Source organism: Paenibacillus sp. USHLN196 (genome assembly GCF_037144955.1).
GTDB classification, from domain to species: Bacteria; Bacillota; Bacilli; order Paenibacillales; family Paenibacillaceae; genus Paenibacillus; species Paenibacillus xylanexedens_C.
Map to the genome: position 1 here is coordinate 209,497 of NZ_JBBCYH010000008.1, position 25,069 is coordinate 234,565.

Annotated in this window: 20 protein-coding genes; 16 read left to right on the plus strand and 4 right to left on the minus strand. The window is 46.2% G+C overall.

Annotated elements, in window-relative coordinates; translation table 11 throughout:
- Window positions 1–172: 172 nt before the first annotated feature.
- Both msrA and WFI24_RS20270 read right to left on the minus strand, forming a co-directional pair.
- Window positions 173–1,135, minus strand: coding sequence for a peptide-methionine (S)-S-oxide reductase MsrA (msrA, locus tag WFI24_RS20265; RefSeq protein WP_336763694.1), 963 nt, complete (start codon window positions 1,133–1,135; stop codon window positions 173–175).
- A gap of 180 nt (window positions 1,136–1,315) precedes the next feature.
- The gene (locus WFI24_RS20270; RefSeq protein WP_336763696.1) at window positions 1,316–1,927 is read right to left on the minus strand and encodes a TVP38/TMEM64 family protein; all 612 of its coding nucleotides are present in this window, start codon (window positions 1,925–1,927) and stop codon (window positions 1,316–1,318) included.
- A 200-nt stretch (window positions 1,928–2,127) separates the two neighbouring features.
- Here WFI24_RS20270 and WFI24_RS20275 point away from each other — a divergent pair, with 200 nt between their 5' ends.
- Both WFI24_RS20275 and WFI24_RS20280 read left to right on the plus strand, forming a co-directional pair.
- Complete coding sequence (locus WFI24_RS20275; protein WP_336763697.1) at window positions 2,128–3,066, plus strand: Gfo/Idh/MocA family protein; 939 nt, start codon at window positions 2,128–2,130, stop codon at window positions 3,064–3,066.
- Window positions 3,067–3,100: 34 nt separating this feature from the next.
- The gene (locus tag WFI24_RS20280; protein WP_336763699.1) at window positions 3,101–3,415 is read left to right on the plus strand and encodes a hypothetical protein; all 315 of its coding nucleotides are present in this window, start codon (window positions 3,101–3,103) and stop codon (window positions 3,413–3,415) included.
- Window positions 3,416–3,441: 26 nt separating this feature from the next.
- Here the strand turns inward: WFI24_RS20280 and WFI24_RS20285 are convergent, their stop codons facing one another.
- Complete coding sequence (locus WFI24_RS20285) at window positions 3,442–4,260, minus strand: AraC family transcriptional regulator (protein ID WP_336763700.1); 819 nt, start codon at window positions 4,258–4,260, stop codon at window positions 3,442–3,444.
- 190 nt (window positions 4,261–4,450) lie between these two features.
- On the opposite strand from WFI24_RS20285, the gene WFI24_RS20290 reads away from it, so the two are divergent.
- From WFI24_RS20290 to WFI24_RS20315, 6 genes are all read left to right on the plus strand, one after another.
- Window positions 4,451–5,563, plus strand: a complete 1,113-nt coding sequence (locus WFI24_RS20290) for a Gfo/Idh/MocA family protein (protein WP_336763702.1) — start codon at window positions 4,451–4,453, stop codon at window positions 5,561–5,563.
- A gap of 202 nt (window positions 5,564–5,765) precedes the next feature.
- Window positions 5,766–6,734: a sugar phosphate isomerase/epimerase family protein gene (locus WFI24_RS20295; RefSeq protein ID WP_036674961.1), complete on the plus strand. Its 969-nt coding sequence runs from the start codon at window positions 5,766–5,768 to the stop codon at window positions 6,732–6,734.
- A gap of 24 nt (window positions 6,735–6,758) precedes the next feature.
- Window positions 6,759–7,487, plus strand: coding sequence for a ThuA domain-containing protein (locus WFI24_RS20300; protein WP_336763706.1), 729 nt, complete (start codon window positions 6,759–6,761; stop codon window positions 7,485–7,487).
- Window positions 7,488–8,010: 523 nt separating this feature from the next.
- Window positions 8,011–8,307 carry a winged helix-turn-helix transcriptional regulator gene (locus WFI24_RS20305; RefSeq protein ID WP_074096966.1) on the plus strand — a complete coding sequence of 99 codons (297 nt, stop codon included), beginning with the start codon at window positions 8,011–8,013 and terminating at the stop codon, window positions 8,305–8,307.
- Between the two features lie 193 nt (window positions 8,308–8,500).
- The gene (locus WFI24_RS20310; protein ID WP_336763708.1) at window positions 8,501–9,232 is read left to right on the plus strand and encodes a hypothetical protein; all 732 of its coding nucleotides are present in this window, start codon (window positions 8,501–8,503) and stop codon (window positions 9,230–9,232) included.
- Between the two features lie 196 nt (window positions 9,233–9,428).
- Complete coding sequence (locus tag WFI24_RS20315) at window positions 9,429–10,142, plus strand: hypothetical protein (RefSeq protein ID WP_145322691.1); 714 nt, start codon at window positions 9,429–9,431, stop codon at window positions 10,140–10,142.
- Between the two features lie 92 nt (window positions 10,143–10,234).
- Here WFI24_RS20315 and WFI24_RS20320 read toward each other — a convergent pair whose 3' ends face one another.
- Window positions 10,235–10,951 carry a Crp/Fnr family transcriptional regulator gene (locus tag WFI24_RS20320; RefSeq protein ID WP_076333276.1) on the minus strand — a complete coding sequence of 239 codons (717 nt, stop codon included), beginning with the start codon at window positions 10,949–10,951 and terminating at the stop codon, window positions 10,235–10,237.
- Window positions 10,952–11,381: 430 nt separating this feature from the next.
- On the opposite strand from WFI24_RS20320, the gene adhE reads away from it, so the two are divergent.
- The 8 genes from adhE (at window position 11,382) to WFI24_RS20360 (ending at window position 25,055) form a co-directional block, all read left to right on the plus strand.
- The gene (adhE, locus tag WFI24_RS20325) at window positions 11,382–13,994 is read left to right on the plus strand and encodes a bifunctional acetaldehyde-CoA/alcohol dehydrogenase (RefSeq protein ID WP_336763711.1); all 2,613 of its coding nucleotides are present in this window, start codon (window positions 11,382–11,384) and stop codon (window positions 13,992–13,994) included.
- A gap of 1,108 nt (window positions 13,995–15,102) precedes the next feature.
- Complete coding sequence (gene pflB, locus WFI24_RS20330) at window positions 15,103–17,361, plus strand: formate C-acetyltransferase (protein ID WP_047843639.1); 2,259 nt, start codon at window positions 15,103–15,105, stop codon at window positions 17,359–17,361.
- 88 nt (window positions 17,362–17,449) lie between these two features.
- The gene (gene pflA, locus WFI24_RS20335; RefSeq protein WP_336763714.1) at window positions 17,450–18,202 is read left to right on the plus strand and encodes a pyruvate formate-lyase-activating protein; all 753 of its coding nucleotides are present in this window, start codon (window positions 17,450–17,452) and stop codon (window positions 18,200–18,202) included.
- Between the two features lie 223 nt (window positions 18,203–18,425).
- Complete coding sequence (locus WFI24_RS20340; protein ID WP_336763716.1) at window positions 18,426–19,793, plus strand: extracellular solute-binding protein; 1,368 nt, start codon at window positions 18,426–18,428, stop codon at window positions 19,791–19,793.
- Window positions 19,794–19,844: 51 nt separating this feature from the next.
- Entirely contained in the window at window positions 19,845–20,729 is an 885-nt protein-coding gene (locus WFI24_RS20345) for a carbohydrate ABC transporter permease (protein WP_336763718.1), read from the plus strand.
- Window positions 20,729–21,559: a carbohydrate ABC transporter permease gene (locus WFI24_RS20350; protein WP_336763720.1), complete on the plus strand. Its 831-nt coding sequence runs from the start codon at window positions 20,729–20,731 to the stop codon at window positions 21,557–21,559. The genes WFI24_RS20345 and WFI24_RS20350 overlap by 1 nt, the downstream gene beginning before the upstream one ends.
- A gap of 32 nt (window positions 21,560–21,591) precedes the next feature.
- Window positions 21,592–23,427, plus strand: a complete 1,836-nt coding sequence (locus WFI24_RS20355; protein ID WP_336763722.1) for a cache domain-containing sensor histidine kinase — start codon at window positions 21,592–21,594, stop codon at window positions 23,425–23,427.
- Window positions 23,424–25,055, plus strand: coding sequence for a response regulator transcription factor (locus tag WFI24_RS20360; protein ID WP_336763723.1), 1,632 nt, complete (start codon window positions 23,424–23,426; stop codon window positions 25,053–25,055). Before WFI24_RS20355 ends, WFI24_RS20360 begins: the two co-directional genes overlap by 4 nt.
- Window positions 25,056–25,069 lie beyond the last annotated feature (14 nt).

The following is a 25,069-nucleotide window of genomic DNA, read 5'->3' on the forward strand; positions in this document are numbered from 1 at the left end:
TCATTTTGCACCTTAATTCAATCTCTATAAATAACAAAAAGCATGCTCAAGTAGGGTCCCTGTAACGTGAGTCTTTGACTATGGGGACTCTACATTTTTATTTAGAAATATGCAAAATGCTGATATAAAAAGAGCAGCAGGATTAACCGCTACTCTGGTGTTAGATCTTATTTTATTGAAAAAGGACGGTGTACTCGCCGTATCCTTCTTTTTGCATGTCTTCTTTGGGTACAAAACGAAGTGCCGCAGAGTTGATGCAATAACGCATTCCACCTGCTTCGGCAGGACCATCGTTGAACAGGTGGCCCAGATGGGAATCGCCCTCACGACTTCTCACTTCGGTACGAATCATGAAGTGGCTAAGATCGGTTTTTTCCTTCACGTTGTAGTCACGTAATGGACGTGTGAAGCTAGGCCAGCCGCAGCCGGAATCGTATTTGTCAGTAGAACTGAACAATGGCTCGCCCGATACGATGTCCACATAGATGCCTTCACCGTGGTGATCCCAGAATTCGTTATGGAATGCAGGCTCTGTTGCGCTGTTTTGCGTAACTTCATATTGCAGCGGCGTCAGACGCTCTTTCAGCCCGTCTCTGTCCACATTGCCAGACCAGTTGCGTTCGATGAAATCTACGCGTCCAGAACCTTTGCTGTAGCGTTTGTAATGGGCAGGGTTCTTCCGGTGATAATTTTGGTGATGTTCTTCCGCTTCATAGAACGGTTTTGCTGGCAAAATGGGTGTGAAGATCGGTTTATCAAAACGTCCACTTTGTCCCAGCTCCGCTTTGGAAGTTTCCGCAATCTGGCGCTGCTCTTCGCTATGATAGAAGATGGCCGTCTGATAGGAAGATCCGCGGTCATGGAATTGCCCGCCTGTATCCGTAGGATCAATCTGCTGCCAGAACAGTTCAACCAGTTTCTTATAAGGGAAGATGGCAGGGTCGAACGTAATTTGTACAGCCTCTACATGTCCCGTTGTCTCCGAGCAGACCTCTTCATATGTTGGATTCTCGGTATGTCCTCCTGTATAACCCGATACGATCTTATGAATACCGGGCAGTTCTTCAAAGGGGGATACCATACACCAGAAGCATCCGCCTGCAAAAGTTGCTAACTCACTTGAATGTTGTTCCATGCTATAGTCACTCCATTTCTGATGAAGATTTAGTGCTCGTGTTCGAGCTCCAGCAATCTACCGTTTTTATTGAAGCCTAACCCAAGCAATTGGCTTGCTCTTCTATTATATCCTGAATTGGCTAGCCAACCAAGCCGCATTGAAAACAAGCTGGATCTGAATAGCTTTTGAAATCCGTATTCAGACTTTGTTGCGTGAGCGAAAGCGAAATAAGAGCAATACAATGGCCATAAGCACCAGATATCCTGCAAGAATTCCCAGGCTCATCCAGATGGAGCTTTCAGCCTGTGCACCTGCATAGGCAAAAACAAAAATCGCTGGCATTTTGCCAATGGCCGTAGCGACCATGAAGACCCAGAATGGCGTATACGTTATACCTGCGTAGATATTAACGGCCATTTGAGGCACGACCGGAAGCAACCGCAATGACATGACTCCCATGAACGGATGTGCTTCCATCCATGTTGTAAAACGGTTCAAACCCCGAATTCGTTCGAGGTACGATCTCGCCTGATGCCTGAAGATGGTTCTTGCTCCGCCATAGACGAGCATGGCAGCAAGTGATGTGCCAAGCCAGCATATCCAGGCTGCTGTGGTGGTACCGTAACTGTAACCAAAGGCAATAATAACAAACTTATAAGGAATTACAGGCACAAGAGCAAACAATGTTGCCATGGCGAGTAAAAGCGGGATGGACTGATGGAGATCGGTCCAGGCCAGCAGTTCATATCTGTAAATAAACGTGACTCCTGCAAGTAAAACATACAACAGGAGCCATAACCATTTTCGCAAAATTCCAAACGCTCCTTTCAGATCAGGCAGGTCTAGTCGTGTCCCGATCTGTACTGCTGTTCCTCTTAAGTTTACCACGTTCGCTCATTGTCTGAACAATTCGTGTTGAAGTCTGCTGCAATCACTGGCAAGTTGGTGTCCGAAGGGTTACACTATAGGACGTGGAAATATAGAACCGAACTGAAGGTGGAATGATCATCATGGAAACAACCCAACGTAAACGAATTGCAATTATCGGCCTCGGAGGTATTGCACGCAAAGTGTATTTGCCGCTGTTGACTGCTCATCCGAACGTGGAAATAGTGGGGATTATGAACCGCTCTCCAGAGCCGGTCAAAGCCGTTCAGGAGGCGTATAGATTAGAACGGGGAACAACGGATTTGAAAGAACTGTTGTCCTGGGAACTGGATGCGGTGTTTGTACATACAGCAACGGAAGCGCACTTTGACATTGTCATGCAATGTTTGGAACAGGGATTGGCCGTTTATGTAGATAAGCCGTTATCCTATACGCTTCGGGAATCGGAAGAGATGACGGCTTTTGCCGAGGCACAAGGTCTTTTACTGGCAGTGGGCTTCAATCGCAGATTCGCACCGATGTACCAAAAAGCGAAAGAATGGATGCAAGGTGGAAAAGGCTTCGAGTCCCTTACAGTGACTAAACATCGCACAGGCATTCAAGATCGTCCTGCGGCAGAAACCATCTATGATGATCTCATTCATATACTGGATCTAATGATGTGGTACTCGGATCACAATGTGGAGCTGCTTCATCAATGGATTCGGAAGAATGACCTGGACAGACTGCTGCATGCGACCGGAACGGCCAAGCTGGGCAGAACAGCCTACGGTCGATTCGATATGGTTCGTGAAGCTGGGGCAGATCTGGAGAAAGTGGAACTGCATGGTGGTGGACGATCTGTCGAAGTCGTGAACATGGACACAATCAGCTACTTGGAACAGGGGAGTCTCGAAACGAAAGAAACCTTCGGGAGCTGGGATACCGTGTTAGCACGCAGAGGTTTTAGCGGCGCCGTCGATCATTTCCTGGCGTGTCTGGATACACCGGATGATTGCCTGATCAGTGCAAGTCATGTCATGGACAGCCATGAACTGGCTGAACAATTGATTCGCAAATAGTTGCAGAATACACACATACGGAGGAATACACATTATGGATGAATATGAAAAAGATCGTAATAAACAGATCGAGGAAGCTGTCATTGAAACCTATAAACAGGAAGAAGAGATGATGATCCTGGTCTTTGCCCAGTGGTGTGTCAATCATGGATTGGACCCGGAAGAGATGTACCGGCAAGCCTACCCGAATCAGCAAAGCAACGAGCGTTTGCAGCAGGTGCAGAAGCTGATTGTATCCAAGGAGGAAGCCGGTGAAATCCCGGATGATACAGTACTTGGTGTGTTGTCCATGTTTGGCAATGAAGATCTGGCGATGGTTGTATCCGAGGCTATAGCCGCGCGCAAATAAGTTCACCTTACGTATACTAAATATGATTACATCTGTTCCCGGTGAATAACGCGGAATTCCTTCGGGGACATGCCGAACCGGGAACGGAATACCCGATGGAAATAGGTGTAGTTGTTAAAGCCGGAAGACTCAGACACTTGCTCCAGGGTCATTGGACTGAAAATAATCCGTTCCCTCGCCATGTTCAGTCGTACGTCGAGCGTGTATTGCATGATGCTTTTGCCAAACGCTTCTTTAAAGAGATGAACACCCCTTGAGACACTGATGCCAATATGTGTTGCCACATCATCCAACTTGAACAAAGAGGAAGCGTTTTCTTCAATGTAGTTCTTGATCTCATAAGCGACATAATTGGTGTTGGTTACCGTCGGATGCTCCGAGAGCAGACGATCCACTTCGAGACATAAGATTCGCATATAATAACTTGAAATTTCAGGGTAAGGATTGGAGATGCGGCGCTGTTCCAGCACAAGTTGTCTAAACAGGACTAACAGACTTTCCGTCAGTTCGACTTTGATTCGGGTCGGTCGTTTATGACGTTTCCACCACTCATCTACCCAGGAACCATTAAAGAAGATGTGATAGTCTCCACTCTCCACCAGCCGTTCTCCCATCGGATTAATTTCATTGTCTATTCTAAGCTCATAGGGCTCGTCAGGGTCAAAAAGAAGCAAATCACCCGCATCTACCAGGGACATGTCCCCGTCAATACGTGCACGGCAACGTCCGTCTGTTTGCAGTCTTAAAAGGTAGTTCTTCACCCCTTCAGGCTGCACCATAGTGTAAGGTTTACGATGAAATGAGAAGCCTGCTGTAAGAACTTGGCAGGATTGATCTGTCGACATGGGCATACTCCTTGCAATTTGAAAATTATGACCAGATAGTTCATGTTTCAATCATATTATTCATTTTAATTGAAGCGGAAACGGAATACCATAGTATTAGATTTAAGGAACAGGAAACATCCAACAAAACATATGTATCTCAACCATTCAAACGCGGATTTTCACCATGCGTAAGGAGATGAACGTCACAGTGGAGAAAATGAAAGCAGGCATCATCGGGTGCGGTAACATCAGTGCCATCTACCTGGAAAATCTCAAAAACAACCCGGTCATTGAAGTCGTGGCTGTTGCGGATTTGATTCGTGAACGCGCTCAGGAACGGGCAGATGAATTTAATATCGCAAACGTTTACAATGTAGATGAGTTGCTGCAAAATAACGAAATTGAACTTGTGCTGAACCTTACGGTTCCAGGCAGTCATGCCATGACCGATCTGGCTGCACTCGAAGCAGGCAAACATGTGTATGCCGAGAAGCCGCTGGCGATTTCGCTTGAGGATGGTCGCAAGGTTGTTGAGCTTGCTGAGGAAAAAGGATTGTATGTTGGTTCTGCACCAGATACTTTCCTTGGCTCAGGAATTCAAACCGCTCGTAAAGCCATTGAGGATGGACTGATTGGCAAGCCGATTGCAGCGACTTCATTCTTCATGGGCGGAGGACCAGAAGCTTGGCATCCTAATCCGGAATTCTTTTATGTCGCAGGTGGTGGACCGATGTTTGATATGGGACCTTACTACTTGACCGCGCTGATAACACTGCTTGGACCAATACGCAGAATCAGTGCCTCGGCTGGAATACAGATTGCGGATCGCAAGATTGGCTCTGGACCGAAGGAAGGTACATCGCTGCAAGTACAGACGCCGACCCACTTGGCAGGAACCATCGATTTTGCAGAAGGGGCCATTGCAACAATGATTACCAGTTTCGATATTCGCGGAGCTTCGGATCTGCCACGTATTGAAATCTATGGTACAGAAGGTACGCTTAGTGTACCGGACCCCAATTATTTTAACGGGGAAGTGAAGGTTCGCAGATACGGTCAAGACACTTGGGAAACGATCAAACCAGTCTTCGAAAGCGGACAAAACGAACGAGGCATCGGCGTAACCGAAATGGTCGAATCCATTCGTGCCGGACGCGAACACAAAGCCAGTGGCAAGCTTGCTTATCACGTACTTGAAGCTATGCATTCATTCCAGCGTTCTTCACTTGAGGGCAAGCACATCCATTTGGAGAGCAGCTATGACTCTTTTGCAGTAACTCGCACAGTTCAAACTGAGATTGAAACCGTGGAATCACACTAGAATGGAGTACCAGGTGTTCGAAGCTTGATGCTCTTTCGAGTGGAAGAGAATAACCAGTATTCTTACGTTCAATTTCAGGATAGAAACACTCTCGATTTTCCACACTAATCAAACAGGCATGTGATCTGAACGGTAATTGTATACAGTTCAATATTCATGAATTCAGCAATCATACGATATCTAATCCAGGGAGGAATCGCACTTGAAACTCGGCGTATTTTTGGTACTATTCGGAGGACGTAAATTGGAGGATGCTCTTGATTATGTAGCATCCAAGGGATTAAAAGCAGTAGAGATCGGAACAGGTGGACATCCAGGCAATGCACACTGTAAGCCGGATGAATTGTTAAGCAATCCTACAGCACTGAAAAATTTCAAAAATGCAGTGGAATCACGTGGTTTGACGATCAGCGCACTCAGCTGTCACGGTAACCCGTTGCATCCGCAAAAGGATATTGCTAAAGGATTCCATGATGATTTTGTCAAAACGGTAGAACTGGCTGAGAAGCTGGAAGTGCCTGTAGTGAATACATTCTCCGGTTGTCCAGGAGACCATGAGGATGCGAAATATCCGAACTGGCCTGTTGCACCATGGCCGAATGACTTCCAGGAGATCCTGAAGTGGCAGTGGGAGAACAAAGTTATCCCTTATTGGACGGAGTGGGGTAAATTTGCAGCAGACCGTAATGTAAAAGTTGGACTGGAGCTGCACGGTGGATTCTCGGTTCATACACCTGCAACCTTGCTGAGACTGCGTGAAGCAGCGGGTGAAGTCATCGGAGCGAACTTGGACCCAAGTCACATGTGGTGGCAAGGCATTGATCCAGTGCAGGCGATTCACATCCTGGGACGTGAAGGAGCAATTCATCACTTCCATGCGAAAGATACAACGATTGATCCGGTAAACGTGAACAAACACGGTGTAACGGATATGCAAGATTATACAAATATGCTGGATCGGGCTTGGCAGTTCCGCTCGGTCGGTTATGGACATGATAACAAGACTTGGGCAGATATTATGAGTGCCTTGCGTCTGGTCGGATATGATTATGTAGTAAGTATTGAGCACGAAGACGGTCTGATGTCGGTTGAAGAAGGATTCTCTAAAGCCGTGCAAAATCTCCAGCAAGTATTGATCGAAGAGCCGCTGGGCGATATGTGGTGGGTTTAGAGCTACACTAGGGGGAAATTGAATATGATCAACGTCACCATTTGGAATGAATTTGTCCATGAGAAAATTCACGATGAAGTAAGGGAAGTCTACCCGGATGGTCTGCATCGAGCGCTGGCTGACGGACTTGGCGGCGAAGGCTTTGCTATTCGAACGGCTACACTGGATCAGCCTGAACACGGATTAAGTGATGAGGTGCTGAATTCCACGGATGTGCTCATATGGTGGGGACATATGGCACATGATCGCGTAAGCGATGAGATCTCGCAGAAGGTGGCGCAGCGGGTACTGAACGGCATGGGGATGATTGTGCTTCATTCAGGGCATTTCTCTAAACCATTCAAAGCGCTGATGGGAACAAGTTGCGATCTGAAGTGGCGTGTATCAGACGAGCAGGAAATTGTATGGTGTGTGAATCCATCCCATCCGATTGCAGAAGGCATCGAAGGCAAGATTGTATTGGAAAAAGAAGAAATGTACGGGGAGTTCTTCGATATTCCAGTACCGGATGAACTGGTGTTTGTAAGTAACTTCCAGGGTGGGGAAGTATTCCGGAGCGGATGCACGTTCCGGCGTGGTGAAGGTAAAATCTTTTATTTCCGTCCAGGTCATGAGACGTATCCGACCTATTACAAACCGGAAATATTAAGAGTGATCAGTAACGCTGTGAAATGGGCATATCCTGCCCGCAGTTTCAAGCCGGAATTCGGCAAGAGCGAACCTGTAAGACCATTTGGTGGCGTGCTAGTTTAATTCATAATTTGCTTCGTGAAAGATATATATCAGTTCAACTAACATTTACACATCAACGGAGAGGGCAGAAATAACTTGAAGAAGCGGAGCGTGCGCCTTTATCCCCGGATTTTTTCCCTTTAGAAAGAAATCAAAAAAATCTGGGGATAACAGTGATCGGAAAGTTGTTCTGACATCGGAGTGCTAGTGTAAATATTCTTTAGTTGAACTGATATAGATAACGTAAACGCAAGCATATACCCAGGAACCCTTCTCCAAGTCAATGATGACTGTGGCAGTTGGGTTCTTTTTGGGTAATATAGTACTATGGGGAAGTTATACGATATTTCCCATGGTTATGGGACAGGGTGTGCTGTATACTGGAATGTAACATCCGATCCGGGTAATATGCTTCTAAAATTTAAACTTTTTAGTAGCAGACGTTTTCTTTGAAGCTTAAATATGTTATTATGAAATATACTAACAAAATGTAAGTTGAGTGATCTCTAAAGAGGTGATTAATGTGGAAGGTCAAGACTTGCGGATGTGTCCGCGTTTTGAGACGGCGTTTTCCTTTTTGGGCAAGCGCTGGAATGGTTTAATTATTCAAACGTTGATGAGTGGTTCAAAGCGATTCAAGGATATCTCCAATCTGATTCCGTCTATGAGTGACAAGATGTTATCTGAACGGATGAAAGATCTTGAAAGTGAAGGTATCTTGGTTCGTCACGTCTATCCCGAGACGCCGGTTCGTATTGAATATGAACTGACGGATAAGGGTAGAGCGCTCCAGCCTGTCATGAATCAAATTCAAGATTGGGCTGAGCAGTGGGTTGACTAACGTATAAGCAGCATCACCTACTTCCGTGCATGACTGAACATAAACTCCTGATTTCTGTAGAAATCAGGGGTTTTTGTCTTAAGTATAACGTGGATTGGCGATTTTCTCTTGGGCTGTGCACATGTTGTCATGAGTTGTAGTATAATCTATAGAAAATGGCCACAGACGGCCGGAGCGAAGGAGGCCACTTGTCATGAGAGAAGAAAGCTTATCCCGCGAAGTACGCTACGGCAAGCAAGATATTGCAGAACTTGAGAGCGCATCCATTCAGGTCCATCTAATCTACAAAAAAGCTGCAGAGTTGTTCAAGCGTACCCTATATTCCCGTTCGGTTAAGGATGATCTAGCCGAAGTGAATATGTATCCTATGAACAGCGATGGTCCGAAATCAGCTCCGGCGGTGCTGCAGAAATGGATTCAAACGTCCAGGGGCTGGAAATGTATCGGCTGTGAACTAAGGCAACCTGAATCGACAATGTCCCAGATGGAGGAAGCCACCCATGGAAAACGGCTAATGCTGGATGTAGGCGAAGGTCGGTTGGTTCAGGCAGAAATGCTGATTCAGGCGGTTGTTTGGTCTCAATATGAGAAGATTCGAATGTTTGCCCCGTGGCTTGGGGATGAACCCTTTTATAGCGTGCAGGAACTGGATGTCATTGCCCGCTATATTGTGCCTACTTATTTTTCGGAACGTCCTTTGCATGAACAAGGCAAGGTATTCAAGATACACCAACAATATGGTCAGATTCCGCTATATCAGGAGTATGTAGATGCACCTTCATGCTGCGTGCAGGTGGACGGTGGATTGCTTGAAGGCCGATTGCTGACAGGGGTATATGTTTCGGAGGAACAGTTTTTCGGACTCAATCCATATCTGAAAGATGGCGATGGAGGACGGACATACATGCAGGCTAGTGTCCAATGATAACGTATCCAATAAGAACGTAAAAATGATTTAGATCGGAGAGCCTGTGTGCAGGCTCTCTTTGTTGTACAAGCCTTGTGTGACTGTATGGCTCATAAAAGTAACGGCTTTGACACTTTTTTTTGTTGAATAATGTGCCATAATAGAGGTTATGGACAACAGGGTGAGTGATTTTACGCAGGGTGGTGTTACCTACATGAAGAAGAAAATCCCCGGTTACATAGGTGTATGTTTGCTGCTACTGGCGATCTTGGCTGGTTGTAGTGAGACTCAGCCTTCAGAGCAGCCAATTGTCAAAGAGACAGAAACAGCAAATACGATTACAGTGGCAGTAGATGGCAGTACGTTTTTGCCGGATGCAACGAAGTCCATTAAGCGAGATTTTAGTGAGGGTTTGACGCTCAAAAAAGCATTACTGAATAGCGGACTGGTTGATTTTACAGCGGATGGCAAACGGATTCAATCTGTTGGTGAAGTTTCTCTGGATTCTTCGCTCAGTTGGGCTGTCAAATTGAACGGCAAGGATATTGAACAGGAAGATTGGGACATGGAGCTTCATGCCAAAGATGAAGTGATCATTTACGTGAAAGCCGCTGACAGTGGGGGGGATGGCGTTGCATATCAGACAACGTTACTCAAGGTGAGCGGTGGAAACATTATGCCAACACTCAATCGTCAATATGCTGGCGTCTATGTTCAGGAATGCACAGTTCGCGATGTCTTGAAGTCCAGTGGGATTGTGAGAATGTCGGAGAACAACAAATTTGTAGTTTCGGTCGAGAATGTTACGCCCCGCATGAATCAGCGGTGGGTCATTATGGTGAACGACAAGGAATTAATGGAAAATGGTTTGGACATGAAATTGAATCCACGTGATGCGGTTAAGCTTGAATTGACCAGTGCATCCTAAGCATACAAATAAGCCCAGTCTCTCTGCAGAGAAATGGGCTTTTATTATTGAAATCTATTCTATAACCAACATCTGCATAGCATACTCGAAGATTAAATACGACAGATCTCGTTCGGGCAAAGTTCACAGTGACAGATCCCTTGCAGCATCTTCAGATCTTTGATGACAATCATGCCATTGTCATATTCAATCGCATCTTTCTTGCGCAGATCGCTTAACATACGGTTAACACTTTCACGAGTGGCTCCAATCATATTGGACAGATCCGTGTGGGTAATTTTTTTGTGAATAATGACATGCTCTCCATGAGGCTCGCCATACGAATTCGACAACCGAATGAGGGTAGAGCAGAGCGCACCAGGTTTGCCATATAACATGAGGTCCCGGAACTTGGTCTGTGTCAACCGGTGGTGGATGCCCATCCATTTCATAAAGTCGATCGCGAAGTCACAATGCTGGCAGATCAGCATTTCCAGGTCTTTGTGTTCCAGTACACCAATCTCACTGTCTTCCAGTACTTCCGCTGAAAAGCTATGCTTGGAGCCAAAGAAGGGATCAGCCTGGCCGATCATATCACCGGACTGATACATGTACATGATCAGTTCCTTGCCTTCATCCGTGGATTTGGTGATCTGGGCACGACCCCGTTTCATATAATAAAGTTTGTCAGAGATGTCGCCTTCCCAGTACAGATGTGTACCTTCCGGATAAGTTCTATCTTTCATGGTAACCAGCAGATGGTTGAAATTTGCTTCCGAGAAACAGTTGGTATTACCTCGCTTTTCCAGTACAGTCGTTAGTTCTCTCATAAGTCTATCTCCCCTTTATGTCCATCGGACGACCTTCTGTAGTAAGCAGTAGCCTCCGAGGTTCGCCGCAAACCGTTGCCGTCCTGATCAGGGTCATCTCGGCCGGGAGGAAGGACGGTACAAATTGCGGTGGTTCAATTTTTAAGTTCAGTATATACCTAATCTTACCGTTTGAGGGGGAAGGAAAGGGGGCAAAAATGACGAAATTTCAAACATTGTGATTAAATTCACTTTTAATGGGGAGGATGAGTTTTACAGCCCTATATTTTAAATAAGAAGTGAAAATGGTCGTATGAAGGACACTACAAAACTTAAATTAAATTTGTTATACTTTGTGAAAAAAATCACATAATTAAGTTTATTGTCATGTTACGATGTGAATGTAAACGAGAGAGACAAACTAATACGAACCTTTAGGAGGATGAGGGAGATGGCTGTAAAGAACGAAGTCGCCCCAGCAAAAGAACCGACAGCAGGTCAGTATATTCAAACGTTAATCGACAAAGCGAATAAAGCACACGCCGCATTCATGAAGATGGACCAGAAGCAGATTGACCGGATTGTGCAAGCCATGGCGCTTGCGGGTCTGGATAAACACATGATGCTCGCCAAGATGGCCGTAGAAGAAACAGGCCGCGGAGTGTATGAGGATAAAATCACCAAAAATATATTTGCAACAGAATATGTGTACCACAGCATCAAGTATGACAAAACCGTAGGTGTGATCGAAGATAACGAATATGAGAGCTTCCAGAAAATTGCGGAGCCGGTCGGTATTATTATGGGGATTACACCCGTCACGAACCCAACATCAACGACGATGTTTAAAGCACTGATCTCCATCAAGACCCGTAACCCAATTATCTTCGGTTTCCATCCATCTGCACAGAATTGTAGCCGGGAAGCTGCTAAAATCCTACTGGAAGCGGCTGTGAAACATGGTGCACCAGCAGATTGTATTCAGTGGATTGATGATCCTTCCATGGATCGCACGAACGAACTGATGAATCACAATGATGTGGCTCTCATTCTGGCAACAGGTGGATCAGGCATGGTACGTGCAGCGTACAGCTGTGGTAAACCTGCACTGGGCGTAGGACCAGGTAACGTACCTTGCTTTATCGAGAAAAGCGCGGATATCAATCAGGCAGTTACGGATTTGATTCTGTCGAAGTCCTTCGATAACGGCATGATCTGTGCTTCCGAGCAAGCGGTAATCATTGAAGAACCGATCTTCGATCAAGTGAAGAAAAAAATGATTGCAAATGGCTGTTACTTTGTTAACAAAGATGAAGCAGCGAAATTGACAGCAGGTGCGATTAATGCCGAGAAATGTGCGGTGAACCCGGCGATTGTTGGTCAATCTGCGGTGAGCATTGCGAAGTTATGCGGTATTGAAGTTCCGGCAGGCACCAAAATTCTCGTGGCCGAGATTGAAGGGGTAGGTACGAAATTCCCATTGTCGGCTGAGAAATTAAGTCCGGTACTCGCTTGTTACAAAGTCAAAACGGCAGCAGAGGGCATTGAACGTGCGGCAGAAGTGGTTGCTTTTGGCGGCATGGGTCACTCCTCGGTTATCCACTCCACAAATGAAGAAGTGATCGGCAAATTCGCAGATCGTCTGCAAACTGGACGGATTATTGTGAATTCACCATCCACACACGGTGCCATCGGGGATATCTACAACACGAACATGCCGTCATTGACACTGGGATGCGGATCATACGGACGTAACTCGACTTCTTCCAACGTAACCGCTGTGAACTTAATCAATGTGAAAAGGGTGGCTCGCCGTACCGTGAATATGCAATGGTTCAAAGTGCCGAACAAAGTCTACTTCGAAAAAGGGGCAACGCAGTATCTTGCCAAAATGCCTGACATCACACGTGTTGCCATTATTACCGATGCCATGATGGTCAAACTTGGATATGTGGAAAAAGTAGAACACTATCTGCGCCAACGCCAAATGCCAGTAGCGATCGAAGTATTCTCCGATGTAGAGCCAGATCCATCCACAACAACGGTAGATCGCGGAACCGAAATGATGCGCCGCTTCCAACCGGACTGTATTATTGCACTCGGCGGTGGATCACCGATGGATGCTGCCAAAGCCATGTGGTTGTTCTATGAATATCCAGATACGGACTTCAACGACCTGAAACAGAAATTCATGGATATCCGCAAACGGATCTACAAATATCCACGTCTCGGTGTAAAAGCGAAATTTGTAGCGATTCCAACTACATCCGGTACAGGTTCTGAAGTGACATCGTTCGCGGTTATTACAGATAAAAATCAAGGAAATACCAAATATCCATTGGCCGACTATGAGCTGACTCCAGACGTAGCGATTGTCGACCCGGAATTCGTATACTCCCTGCCTAAAACGGCTGTAGCGGATACAGGTATGGACGTACTGACTCATGCGATTGAAGCTTATGTGTCTGTCATGGCGAATGATTACACGGATGGACTTGCGATCAAAGCCATTCAACTGGTGTTCCAATACCTGGAGCAATCTGCGCTGCAAGGAGATAAACTGGCACGTGAGAAAATGCATAATGCTTCCACGATTGCCGGTATGGCGTTTGCCAACGCATTCCTGGGCATTAACCACAGCTTGGCGCACAAATGGGGCGGTCAGTACCACACCGCACACGGACGCACCAATGCAATCCTGATGCCGCACGTCATTCGTTACAACGCGAAAAAACCGACCAAATTCGCATCGTTCCCGAAATATTCGCACTTTGTAGCGGATGAGCGTTATGCCGAAATTGCCCGCATCTTGGGATTGCCTGCCCGTACGACAGAAGAAGGCGTAACCAGTCTCATCAATGCCATTCGCAAACTGAACAGAACATTGGGCATTGAAGAATCGTTCCAGGAAATCGGATTTGATGCCAAAGACTTTGAAGCACATGTGGATTATCTGGCAGACCGTGCCTTCGAAGACCAATGTACAACCGCCAATCCGAAGTTGCCGCTGGTAACTGAACTGGCTGATGTATACCGCAACGCTTTCTACGGAAAGTTTGAATAATAAATTTAGAACGAAGCGTGCCTTATGGCAAGAAGATCAGGGTTCCCCGAGAGGGGAGCCCCGATTGCCGTCTTTCACACAATAACGAGAGGGCAGAAAAACAGAAGAGCGAAGCATCTGTTTTTCAGGATTTATTCTAAGATTTGATTTGCTCCGAGTATAGAGGAGCAATGGTTCGGTTCTAGAGAGATTACACGGAATCCGTGATGTGGCTGTTTGAGCCAGATACACACCCAATAACGAAGAGGGCAGAAAAACAGAAGAGCAAAGCATCTGTTTTTAAGTGGTTATTTTAAGATGTGGTTTGCTCCAAGTATAGAGGAGCAATGGTTCGGTTCTAGAGAGGTTACACGGAATCCGTGATGTGGCTGTTTGAGCCAGATACACACCCAATAACGAAGAGGGCAGAAAAACAGAAGAGCAAAGCATCTGTTTTTCAGGGGTTATTCTAAGATTTGGTTTGCTCCAAGTATAGAGGAGCAATGGTTCGGTTCTAAAGAGGTTACACGGAATTCGTGATGTGGCTGTTTGAGCCAGATGTTCACACAATAACGGAGAGGGCAGAAAAACAGAAGAGCAAAGCATCTGTTTTTCAGGGGGGTTATTCTAAGATTTGGTTTGCTCCAAGTATAGAGGAGCAATGGTTCGGTTCTATAGAGGTTACACGGAATCCGTGATGTGGCTGTTTGAACAATCCCTTTACACGACAACGGAGGGGCAGAAATAACCTGAAAAAGCGAAGCGTTCGCCTTTATCCCCGGATTTTCCCTTTTCGAAAGGGAATCAAAAAAATCTGGGGATAACAGCGATTGGAAGGTTGTTCTGCCACGCAGTGATCCTGTGTAAAGTTTCGGTTCAATGGGACACAGCGCAGGTGGAGTGAGTTAGTTCACTGACTTTGTGACAAAAATCACAGATGATGAAACCCCCAAGTCGTATACTGAAAATGTAAGAAAAACATTCATCCCGCGGTTCCGGTTCCCAAGTAGAGAGAACATGATCCGGTTTATGTGAAACAATTCACATTAATCGCGGCTCTGGGCACACAATGATACGAATGAAGCAACATGTTATGTGTCCAGAAATCCAAATTAGTGGAGGGATTACGATGTCGGTGATTGAAAAAGATGTCAAACAACAAACAGGCTGGAGAAACTTTACCAAAGGAACATGGACCAAATCCGTAGATGTGAATGATTTTCTGGCACACAACTTGTCTCCGTATTACGGTGATGAAGCGTTCCTCGCAGGTGCAACCCAGAATACCAAAGAATTGTGGGAGATCGTATCTGATCTGACCAAAAAAGAACGTGATAACGGCGGTGTCCTTGATGTTGACGTGAACACACCAGGTACTATTATTTCTCACCAACCCGGTTATCTGGATCAATCCAAAGAGCAGATTGTCGGCGTTCAGACCGATGCTCCGTTCAAACGTTCCATTCAACCAACAGGCGGAATCCGCATGATGATTGACGCATGTGAGGCATATGGCTTTGAGATGCCACAAGGCGTCATTGATATATTTACGAACATTCGCAAAACACATAACCAAGGTGTATTCGATGCTTATACTTCCGATATGCGTGCAGCGCGTAAAGCAGGGATTATTACAGGCCTGCCAGATGCTTACGGCCGTGGCCGGATCATCGGTGACTATCGTCGTGTAGCTTTGTACGGGGTAGACTTCCTGATTCGTAACAAAAAAGGTGAATTGAATGCACTCGAAGTTGATGTCATTGATGAAGATGTCATTCGTCTGCGGGAAGAATTGTCTGAGCAGATTCGTGCATTGCAAGAATTGAAGCAATTGGGCGATATGCACGGATTCGATATTTCTTTGCCAGCGACTACAGCGAAAGAAGCGTTCCAATGGTTGTACTTCGGTTATCTCGCTGCCATCAAAGAACAGAACGGTGCTGCAATGTCACTGGGACGTGTATCTTCCTTCCTGGATATCTACATTGAACGTGACCTGCAAGAAGGCATTCTGTCTGAAGAACAGGCTCAGGAATTGGTTGATCATTTCGTCATGAAACTGCGGATTGTCAAATTCTTGCGTACACCGGATTATAACGAACTGTTCAGTGGAGATCCAACATGGGTAACCGAGTCCATCGGTGGGATGTCTGTGAATGGTGAAACACGCGTAACCAAAAACAGCTTCCGTTTCCTGCATACGCTGCACAACTTGGGTCCTGCACCAGAGCCGAACCTGACTGTACTTTGGTCCACGAAACTTCCGGAAGCTTTCAAAGATTATTGCAGCAAAGTATCCATTGAAACCAGTTCAATTCAGTATGAGAATGATGATCTGATGCGTCCGATCTATGGCGACGATTACGGTATTGCTTGCTGTGTATCAGCGATGAAGATCGGGAAACAAATGCAATTCTTCGGCGCTCGTGCCAACCTGGCAAAAGCTCTCCTGTATGCGATCAACGGTGGTCGTGATGAGAAATCCGGAGCACAGGTCGGACCTGAGTATCCTGCCATTACAAGCGAAGTGCTGGATTACAATGAAGTCATGAAGCGCTTCAAACCAATGATGGAGTGGCTGGCGAAGCTGTATATGAACACTCTCAACGTCATTCACTACATGCACGACAAGTACAGTTATGAGCGGATCGAGATGGCATTGCATGACCGTGACATTGTACGTACGATGGCGTGCGGTATCGCGGGTCTGTCAGTTACAGCAGATTCACTGAGTGCGATCAAATATGCCAAAGTTAAACCAATTCGTAACGAACAAGGCATCGCTGTTGATTTCGAAATCGAAGGAGACTTCCCTTGTTACGGTAACAATGAAGACAGCGTAGACAGCATTGCTGTTGAACTGGTCGAGAACTTCATGGGTATGATTCGCAAGCACAAAGCTTACCGTAACGCAGTACCAACACAATCCGTGCTGACGATCACTTCCAACGTGGTATATGGTAAGAAAACAGGGACTACACCGGATGGTCGTAAAGCAGGTGAACCATTTGCTCCAGGTGCGAACCCAATGCATGGTCGTGACAAAAAAGGTGCACTGGCGTCCCTTGGCTCTGTAGCCAAATTGCCTTATGAACACAGTCTTGACGGTATTTCCAATACCTTCTCCATCGTGCCAAAAGCATTGGGTAAAGAGGAGACTACACGTAAATCCAACCTGACTGCGATGATGGACGGTTACTTCGGTCAAAACGCTCATCACCTGAACGTAAACGTATTTGATCGTCAACAATTGATTGATGCGATGGATCACCCGGAAAACTATCCACAACTGACTGTCCGGGTATCCGGATATGCGGTTAACTTCATTAAACTGACTCGTGAACAACAGTTGGATGTAATCAACCGTACGTTCCATGGCTCGATGTAAATAATTTGCAAGTAGAGGACCGCTAGTGCAAGGCATTCCAAACATATTAAACGCACAGCGGATGCGGATACAGAAAGGAAGAGGCAGCATGGTTAAAGGACATATTCATTCACTCGAAACTTTCGGGACGGTTGACGGCCCAGGCATCCGCTTCGTGCTTTTTATGCAAGGATGTCTACTCAAGTGTCAATATTGCCACAACCCTGATACATGGGCGCTGGATGGCGGAAAAGAAATGACGCTAGAGGAGGTATTGGCTGAAATTGAGCCGTATCTATCCTACTACCGCAGCTCTGGAGGCGGGCTCACGATATCTGGCGGAGAACCAACGTTACAGGCTCACTTTGTAGCCGAAGTCTTCAAGGAAGTAAAGCGGCGCTGGGGATTGCATACGACGCTGGACAGCAACGGGTTTAACGAACCAGAGCGGATTCACGATCTGTTGGATAACACAGACCTGGTTCTGCTGGACCTCAAGCATATGGATGACGAGAAACATATCAAGCTGACAGGCAAATCCAACGAGAGAACGTTGAAAACGGCCAAATGGCTATCGGAGCAAGGACGGAAAATGTGGATACGCCACGTGTATGTGCCTGGTATTCACAACGAGGAAGAGGATCTGCTTAACCTCGGACGGTTTATTGGAACATTGAATGGCGTCGAAAAGTTCGAAATTCTCCCATACCATCAGATGGGGATCTATAAATGGGAGGCGCTCGGCAAAGTATATCCACTGGATGGTGTTCCTTCGCCAAGTGAAGAAGAAGTGGAGCGGGCGTATCGCCTGATCGAACAAGGTCGCCAGGAAACGGCTGGCATGGCTTGTTCAGGTAAGTGATCTAACCTTTATATATGGTAAAACAATCAACCAAGCAGTCTCTGCGAACATACTTCGCAGGGGCTGTTTTTTTTGTTTCTCCACATGTGGCAAGATGGATTATTTGTCCAGTGAAGGATTTTATCCCTCCATTGATGAATTGTCATCCTTACGATGTAAGCTCCGGCTTTTTATAATCAGAGTGTAAAGCCAAATGCTCAATATCTTGAGGAGGGTCAACCAGATGAAAAAAAGAATGACGTTGCTGCTTTCATTATTGCTTATCACTTCATGGACTTTGGCGGGATGTGCAAGCTCAAGTACCGAGCCACAGCAGGGCGCAGGCAATACACCTGCGGGGGAGACAAGTAAGGAACCGATTGAGATGCTTCTCCGCCACACTCAAGTAGGGGCTGACAAACAGAAACGACTGGCCATCCTGCAGGATGTTGTGGACAAAGTTGAGGGTGAGATACCCAACCTGACTTTTACGCTGGATGGTGTCGAATCCGATGTGAATCGTAAGGAGAAGCTTCGCGGAGAGATGGCGGCAGGTAACCCGCCGGATATATTTGAACTGTTCGGTAGCCCGGATTCCAAAGTTTATGCCAAGGAAGGTATGCTGCTTGATCTGACTCCGATCCTGCAAGAGCTGGGTATTCAAGACCAGTTCACATCCCTTGAACCGTTTACGTATGAAGGCAAAGTATATGGACTGCCGATTGGCGGTTCGGGCGAAGGTTTTTTCTATAATAAAGAGTACTTTGAACAAAAAGGATGGAAAGCCCCAACCACCATGGCTGAACTGGACAATATATTGGCCGAGATCAAGGCTGATGGCAAAGTGCCACTTGCTTCCGCATCCAAGGCGGGCTGGGTACCACTTATGTTAACCAACCACCTGTGGTCCCGTTATGCCGGGCCGGAGATTACCGCAAAGTTTGCAACAGGTGAAGCGAAGTGGACCGATCCGGGTGTTGTGCAAGGTTTTGCCAAACATAAGGAATGGGTGGATAAGGGTTATTTCAAAAAAGGTGAGCTGGGCTTCGAGTATGCCGAATATACCACGCAATTTACGAGCGGAGAAGTGGTGTTGATGTATGACGGAACGTGGAAATCATCTGTATTCAAGGAAGGTCAGAGCGGTGAATCGCTTATTGGCAAGGTTGGATTCTTCAATATGCCTCCGGTAGAGAACGGAGTAGGTGATCAGACGTCTTTGATGCGTGATGTGAACAATGGATACGGTTTCTCCGCATCCGTGGCAGACGATCCGCAGAAGCTGGAAGCAGTGAAAGCTTTTATCCAAAATTTCTACAATGAAGATATGCAGATCCGTGGCCTTGTGGAAGACGGTGTGTTGCCCGCTATGAAGCTGGATGAGAAAGTGCTAACCGATAGCATTACGGATGATCTGATGAAAGAAATTGTGGCCGTGCTTAATGCGTCCAAGACGTCGTTCCCGGCATTTGATGCACTCGTTCAGGCCGATGTGACGACAGAGATTAGCAATCTGCAGATTCAGAAGCTGATTGGTGGCCAGACTACGCCAGAGAAAATGGCAGAAGAACTGCAAAAGGTGCAGGAGGAAGCAAACGCCTCAGTGGAATAGACCAATTCAAGTTGAAACTGCGATCGTTGAAGTGACCGAAGGAGGCTGACCATGAATACTTCACTCCGCAGCCCGTTAATTTATACGTTGTTTGTCATGCCGGCCCTAATTCTGTTTGTGATGTTCTTTCTATACCCTATTGGCAGTTCCCTGTATTACAGTCTGACGAGTTGGAATGGGGTATCGGCTGAGCCGCGTTTTGTGGGCTTATCCAACTATGTGAAAGCACTGACCGATGAACGGTTTTGGATCTCCACACGGAATAACGGCTTTTTTATCGGTTTTTCGGTGCTGATTCAAGTACCCCTGATCGTCCTGTTTTCACTTCTTATTGCCAATGTGAAAAGGCTAAAAGGTCTGTATAAAACTGCTGTTTTTCTACCATCCATCATGTCGACAGCTGTTATTGGTATCTTATGGGGATTCATCTATGAACCCAATATCGGACTATTAAATAAAATGCTTCATGTGCTGGGCATCGATCCAGTCTACTGGTTATCAGATAACCGATTCGCCATGTTGTCCATTTTGGTGACCAACGCCTGGCAGTGGACGGGATTTTACATTGTCATGGTGCTCGCGGCCATACTGGCGATTCCCCGTGATCTGGATGAAGCGGCTGCCATCGATGGTGCAACGGCGGTTCAACGTGCCATGCGAATTACGTTGCCGCTGATCCGGCCGATCATTTCAGTGGTGATCATGTTATCCATTGCAGGTGCAATGAAAGCAGCCGATATCGTGATTGTCATGACCAAAGGTGGGCCCGCTGGGTCCACCGAGGTTCTGGCGACATACATGATCAAATATGCGATAACCAACTTCAAATATGGTTATGGCAATACCATTGCAGTGCTGATCTTTGCTCTGACGCTTGTGCTCACTGCGGTGTATCAACTGCTGGTGGCGAGGCGGGGCGAGAGGGTGGAATATTGATGGCGAAAAGCATAAAAAGCAGTATACCCCATGTGTTGTTAATGTTTTATTTAATCGCGATTTTGTTTCCCTTTTTGTTTGTGATTTTCTCTTCCTTCAAGCAGGATAACAATGAAATCGCCCTGAATCCGTTCGGTCTGCCTACATCATGGGAGTTTAATAATTACGTGGAGGCCTGGGTGAATGCCAAGATTGGCACGTATTTTTGGAACAGCCTGTACATTTCGGTTCTGTCGTCGGCATGCACGATTGTGCTTGGTGCCATGTTTGCTTTTGCCGTAACCCGGATGAGACATCGGAGATGGAGTTTGTTTCTGTACAGCCTGATTCTGGCCGGCATGCTTATACCCAACAATGCACTTATGCTGCCGATCTATCTGCTTGTTCGCAAAATGGGCATATTGGATACGCATCTGGCGTTGATCGTGCCCTATGTGGCGAATGCGATTCCTTTCACAATAATTATACTGGCCGCATTCATGCGTTCTCTGCCTGGAGAAATTGAGGAAGCTGCTGTCATGGATGGCTTGAGGGCCCCGGGTATCTTTGCTAAAATAGTGATACCTCTTACAGTTCCAGCCATCGTTACGGTTTTTATCGTTAATTTCCTCGGCAACTGGAACGAATTTTTGCTCGCCAACTATTTCTTATCCACTGATAAATTGCGTACGCTGCCTGTGGGCATGGTCCAGTTTCGGGATCAATATCAGATGAACTACGCCCAGATGTCGGCAGGCATTGTGTACAGCGTTGTACCTGTACTTGTGATCTACGCCATACTGCAGGAGAAAATTATTGAAGGAGTAACTGCAGGTGGTGTCAAAGGTTAATACCAAGAACCAGTGAATAGGGAGAACGGGATATGAACTTGCGAATGAAGCTGGCCTTGGCATTTCTGCTGCTGATCATTGTACCGATGTGTGCGCTGGGCATTGGCATGTTTCTGGTCACGTCACATACGATTGAGAAAAAGTACAATCAACAGGCCGAATATGCGCTTCAGGCCATTAGCTACAATATCGAGAATGTATTTCAGCAGATTAACAATGTGACCGACAACGGGATAGCGACATCGGTTTTTCAAATGGCATTGAACGCCAAAGATCCGACCAAGCAGGATCTGGGAACCGGAAATCAGTTATCCCTGAATGCCAGCCAGCGCAATTTCCGTTCCCTTCTATATAATTATCCGTTCATCAGTTATGCCTTTTTATATGATTTGCGTTCGTCCGAAAATAATCAGATTGTCTCCATTTTCACCAAAGAAAATTTTCAAGCCCTCCCTTTTCAGCAATTTAAAGTACATCCCTTATTCAATGAAATTCAGAAACTTAATGGCGTCCCCAAATGGCTCGCGCCTCTGGAATATTCCGAATTAACGGGTGTAGAACCTGTCTTTACCCAGATCAGGCTGGTCAAGGAACTCAGTTATTTTCAAAATATCGGCGTGCTTGTTGTTCAGATCAAAAAAGGAGAGATTGACCGGATCTTCCGTCACCTGCAAATCAGCGATTCGGCACAGGATACGTCATTCCTGTTAATTAATGAGGAAGGACTGATCGTCTACGATCCCTCCGGACGTTACAATGGTGAGAACATGGAAAATCTGGGATCGAAATCCGGCGGTTATGGTCCAGGTTTTAGCAGTGTCAGAACGGTCTTTGACGGTACGGAGAGTATCATTTCACAATATCACCTAAAGAATTATAACTGGAGTCTCGTTAGTGTCACTTCATGGGAAGCCTTATCTGCTGAAACAAATGCCTTTGCAGGTTGGTCGGTCATCATTATTCTGTTATGCCTGTTCGCCGCCATGATCTTCAATCTTTTTTTCATGAATCGTATTACGGGCAACATTGCTGTGCTTGTAAGGTTTATGCGTCGTGTGGATGATGGAGATTTTAATGCGAGGGTGGAAGGAAAAGGATTTGACGAGATGCAGCTGCTTGCGCAGGGGTTCAATGAACTGTTGGACCGTATTGGCGGATTATTCCGTCGTGTTCAGGCCGAGCAACAGCAGAAGGCTCAAGCGGAACTACGTGTACTGCAAGCTCAGATCAAACCCCATTTTCTGTTCAATACCCTGGAATCCATTAATGGTTTGGCACTACGTGGTGAGGGTCGCAAAGTAAGCGAGATGGTCACCAGACTTGGCAATATGCTTCGCATTAGCATTCAGGATCAGGAGGAGATTCCCCTGGGTGAGGAGGTAAGGCATTTGCAGAGTTATCTGGAGATTCAACAGTACAGGTTCAGTGATTTGTTTAGGTATGAAATTGATATTCCACCTGATCTATATACCTCAATCGTGCTTAAGCTCACACTTCAGCCACTGGTGGAAAATAGTATTCAACATGGGTTTGAAGGGATCACATATCCAGGTGTGCTGCGGATAAGCGCCTATGAAGAACGTGATCATTTGGTGCTACAGGTTGAGGATAATGGTATCGGTATTCCCCAGGAAATGCTTGCACGATTTGAGTACATGGCAGCAGATACACCGGAACATATGTTAACTGAAGAAAGGGAATCGTTGTCCGCCATTACGGAACGCCGAGGGTTGGGATTACGAAGTGTGGCAGATCGCATTCGTATTCAGTATGGGGCCGGGTATGGCATATTTATATGTTCAGCACCGGGGTATGGCACAGTCATTCAATGTATCATTCCATTATATGAGCAGGAGGAAGTCGAATGAATCTGACTGCAATGCTGGTTGATGATGAACTGCCGATTCTGGAAAATCTAAGTTACATTCTACCCTGGGAAGAGATGGGGATCGAAATAACGGCTACAGCAAGAAGTGGCGCAGAAGCGCTGGATAAAGTGACTGAAAGTCATCCAGACATTATCTTATGCGATATTCGGATGCCGTCCATGGATGGATTGGAACTTATTCGACTGCTGCGAGAGCAGGGTGAAACGTGTGAAATTATTTTACTGACGGGATACCAGCAGTTTGAGTATGCTCGGACCGCTATCCGATATAACGTACATGAATACATATGCAAGCCCATTGATTATCTGAATCTGGAACATAAACTGCGTGAGCTTGCAGAGCAGATCCAGAAGAGACGTCAGGAGAACGAGTCGGAGCGATATCAAAGTATGGAGATGGCAAGTTGGATCAGACAAAAACAGTTGATTGACCTGTTGCGAGGAGAAGCACCGTTGAAGATTTCTGATCCTGTCTCTGTGCCTCAAATCATGCTTCCTACTGTAGGCTATACATTGCTGCTGGTAGATGCAGTCGGTTATTTTCGGCATTCCATTGGTTGGTCCGAGAACCAGCACCAAAGATGGCATGAGGCGATGAGTTCCAGGCTTAGGGAAGTTACGGACAGAATCTCTAATGGCTGCCAGGTTCTGCGTACCCGCAAAGGAGAGTGGTGCATCTTGCTCGAGGCATCGGGTGAGTGGAAATTTCAGTCAGAAGAATTGGCACATCAACTTTTGTTGGAATTGAATGCGATATTGACCATGGATTCAAACGTAAGAGCAAGGGTTGTTCAGGATGATGTACCCGTGAAACTGGAACAGCAAATCCTTGAGCGGTATAAGCATTGTCAACGAATTCTAATGACACATCCGGAAAGTGCAGACAGGGTGCTGAAACCTGAATTCTCGTCATCTTCTTTATCATATGGGCTTGAGACTTCCAAAAAGGCGGGCACATGGATAACAAGAGACGATCTGGAGCTTGTCACACGCTTCATTCGGCAATGGAATAAGAAGGGATTACTCGATGTAATAGATACGCTTAAACAGCGAATGAGGATCGCTGAACAATCATTAGGCAGCATCGATGAGACCCATGTTCGCTATATGCTTGTACACATGCTTCGGGAACTGCGCGAAGTCAATGTCGTGGCCGAACAGGATGAAGCGAATTTCTGGGATGCGCTGCAACAGGCTGTGTCCGTGAGAGAACTGATCGAACTCGCAGAGGTCATCACCCATTCCTGTCAGGGTAAACAATCTCAGCCGCGTCCTTCCATATCGGAATTAATTCGATCTGCATGTGATTACATGAACGCCAGACTGCAGCAGGACTTGGGTATAGATGAAGTCTCGGATTGGCTTGGAATCAGCCCGGGTTACTTTTGCCAGCTATTCAAAACCCATATGGGGATTACGTTTGTTGAATATATGACTCAGAGACGTATGGAAAATGCCGCCTTGTTATTGAGTACCACCGAATGGAGCATTACAGCGATTGGAGAAGCAACGGGATTCAAGGAGCGCCGTTATTTCTCCAAAGTGTTTCATAAACACTTTCATATGAAACCATCGGAGTATAGGCAGAGTAAACGGTTGGGTTCGTAGTCTCCTAAGGAAAC

Excerpts from the sequence above, each read along its gene's own strand:
- WFI24_RS20305 (WP_074096966.1), top strand. The coding sequence starts at position 8,011 with ATGTGTCCGCGTTTTGAGACGGCGTTTTCCTTTTTGGGCAAGCGCTGG.
- WFI24_RS20310 (WP_336763708.1), top strand. The coding sequence starts at position 8,501 with ATGAGAGAAGAAAGCTTATCCCGCGAAGTACGCTACGGCAAGCAAGAT.
- WFI24_RS20345 (WP_336763718.1), top strand. The coding sequence starts at position 19,845 with ATGAATACTTCACTCCGCAGCCCGTTAATTTATACGTTGTTTGTCATG.
- pflB (WP_047843639.1), top strand. The coding sequence starts at position 15,103 with ATGTCGGTGATTGAAAAAGATGTCAAACAACAAACAGGCTGGAGAAAC.
- WFI24_RS20275 (WP_336763697.1), top strand. The coding sequence starts at position 2,128 with ATGGAAACAACCCAACGTAAACGAATTGCAATTATCGGCCTCGGAGGT.
- WFI24_RS20340 (WP_336763716.1), top strand. The coding sequence starts at position 18,426 with ATGAAAAAAAGAATGACGTTGCTGCTTTCATTATTGCTTATCACTTCA.
- WFI24_RS20355 (WP_336763722.1), top strand. The coding sequence starts at position 21,592 with ATGAACTTGCGAATGAAGCTGGCCTTGGCATTTCTGCTGCTGATCATT.
- WFI24_RS20315 (WP_145322691.1), top strand. The coding sequence starts at position 9,429 with ATGAAGAAGAAAATCCCCGGTTACATAGGTGTATGTTTGCTGCTACTG.
- WFI24_RS20285 (WP_336763700.1), bottom strand. The coding sequence starts at position 4,260 with ATGTCGACAGATCAATCCTGCCAAGTTCTTACAGCAGGCTTCTCATTT.
- WFI24_RS20350 (WP_336763720.1), top strand. The coding sequence starts at position 20,729 with ATGGCGAAAAGCATAAAAAGCAGTATACCCCATGTGTTGTTAATGTTT.
- WFI24_RS20360 (WP_336763723.1), top strand. The coding sequence starts at position 23,424 with ATGAATCTGACTGCAATGCTGGTTGATGATGAACTGCCGATTCTGGAA.
- adhE (WP_336763711.1), top strand. The coding sequence starts at position 11,382 with ATGGCTGTAAAGAACGAAGTCGCCCCAGCAAAAGAACCGACAGCAGGT.
- msrA (WP_336763694.1), bottom strand. The coding sequence starts at position 1,135 with ATGGAACAACATTCAAGTGAGTTAGCAACTTTTGCAGGCGGATGCTTC.
- WFI24_RS20280 (WP_336763699.1), top strand. The coding sequence starts at position 3,101 with ATGGATGAATATGAAAAAGATCGTAATAAACAGATCGAGGAAGCTGTC.
- WFI24_RS20320 (WP_076333276.1), bottom strand. The coding sequence starts at position 10,951 with ATGAGAGAACTAACGACTGTACTGGAAAAGCGAGGTAATACCAACTGT.
- WFI24_RS20300 (WP_336763706.1), top strand. The coding sequence starts at position 6,759 with ATGATCAACGTCACCATTTGGAATGAATTTGTCCATGAGAAAATTCAC.
- pflA (WP_336763714.1), top strand. The coding sequence starts at position 17,450 with ATGGTTAAAGGACATATTCATTCACTCGAAACTTTCGGGACGGTTGAC.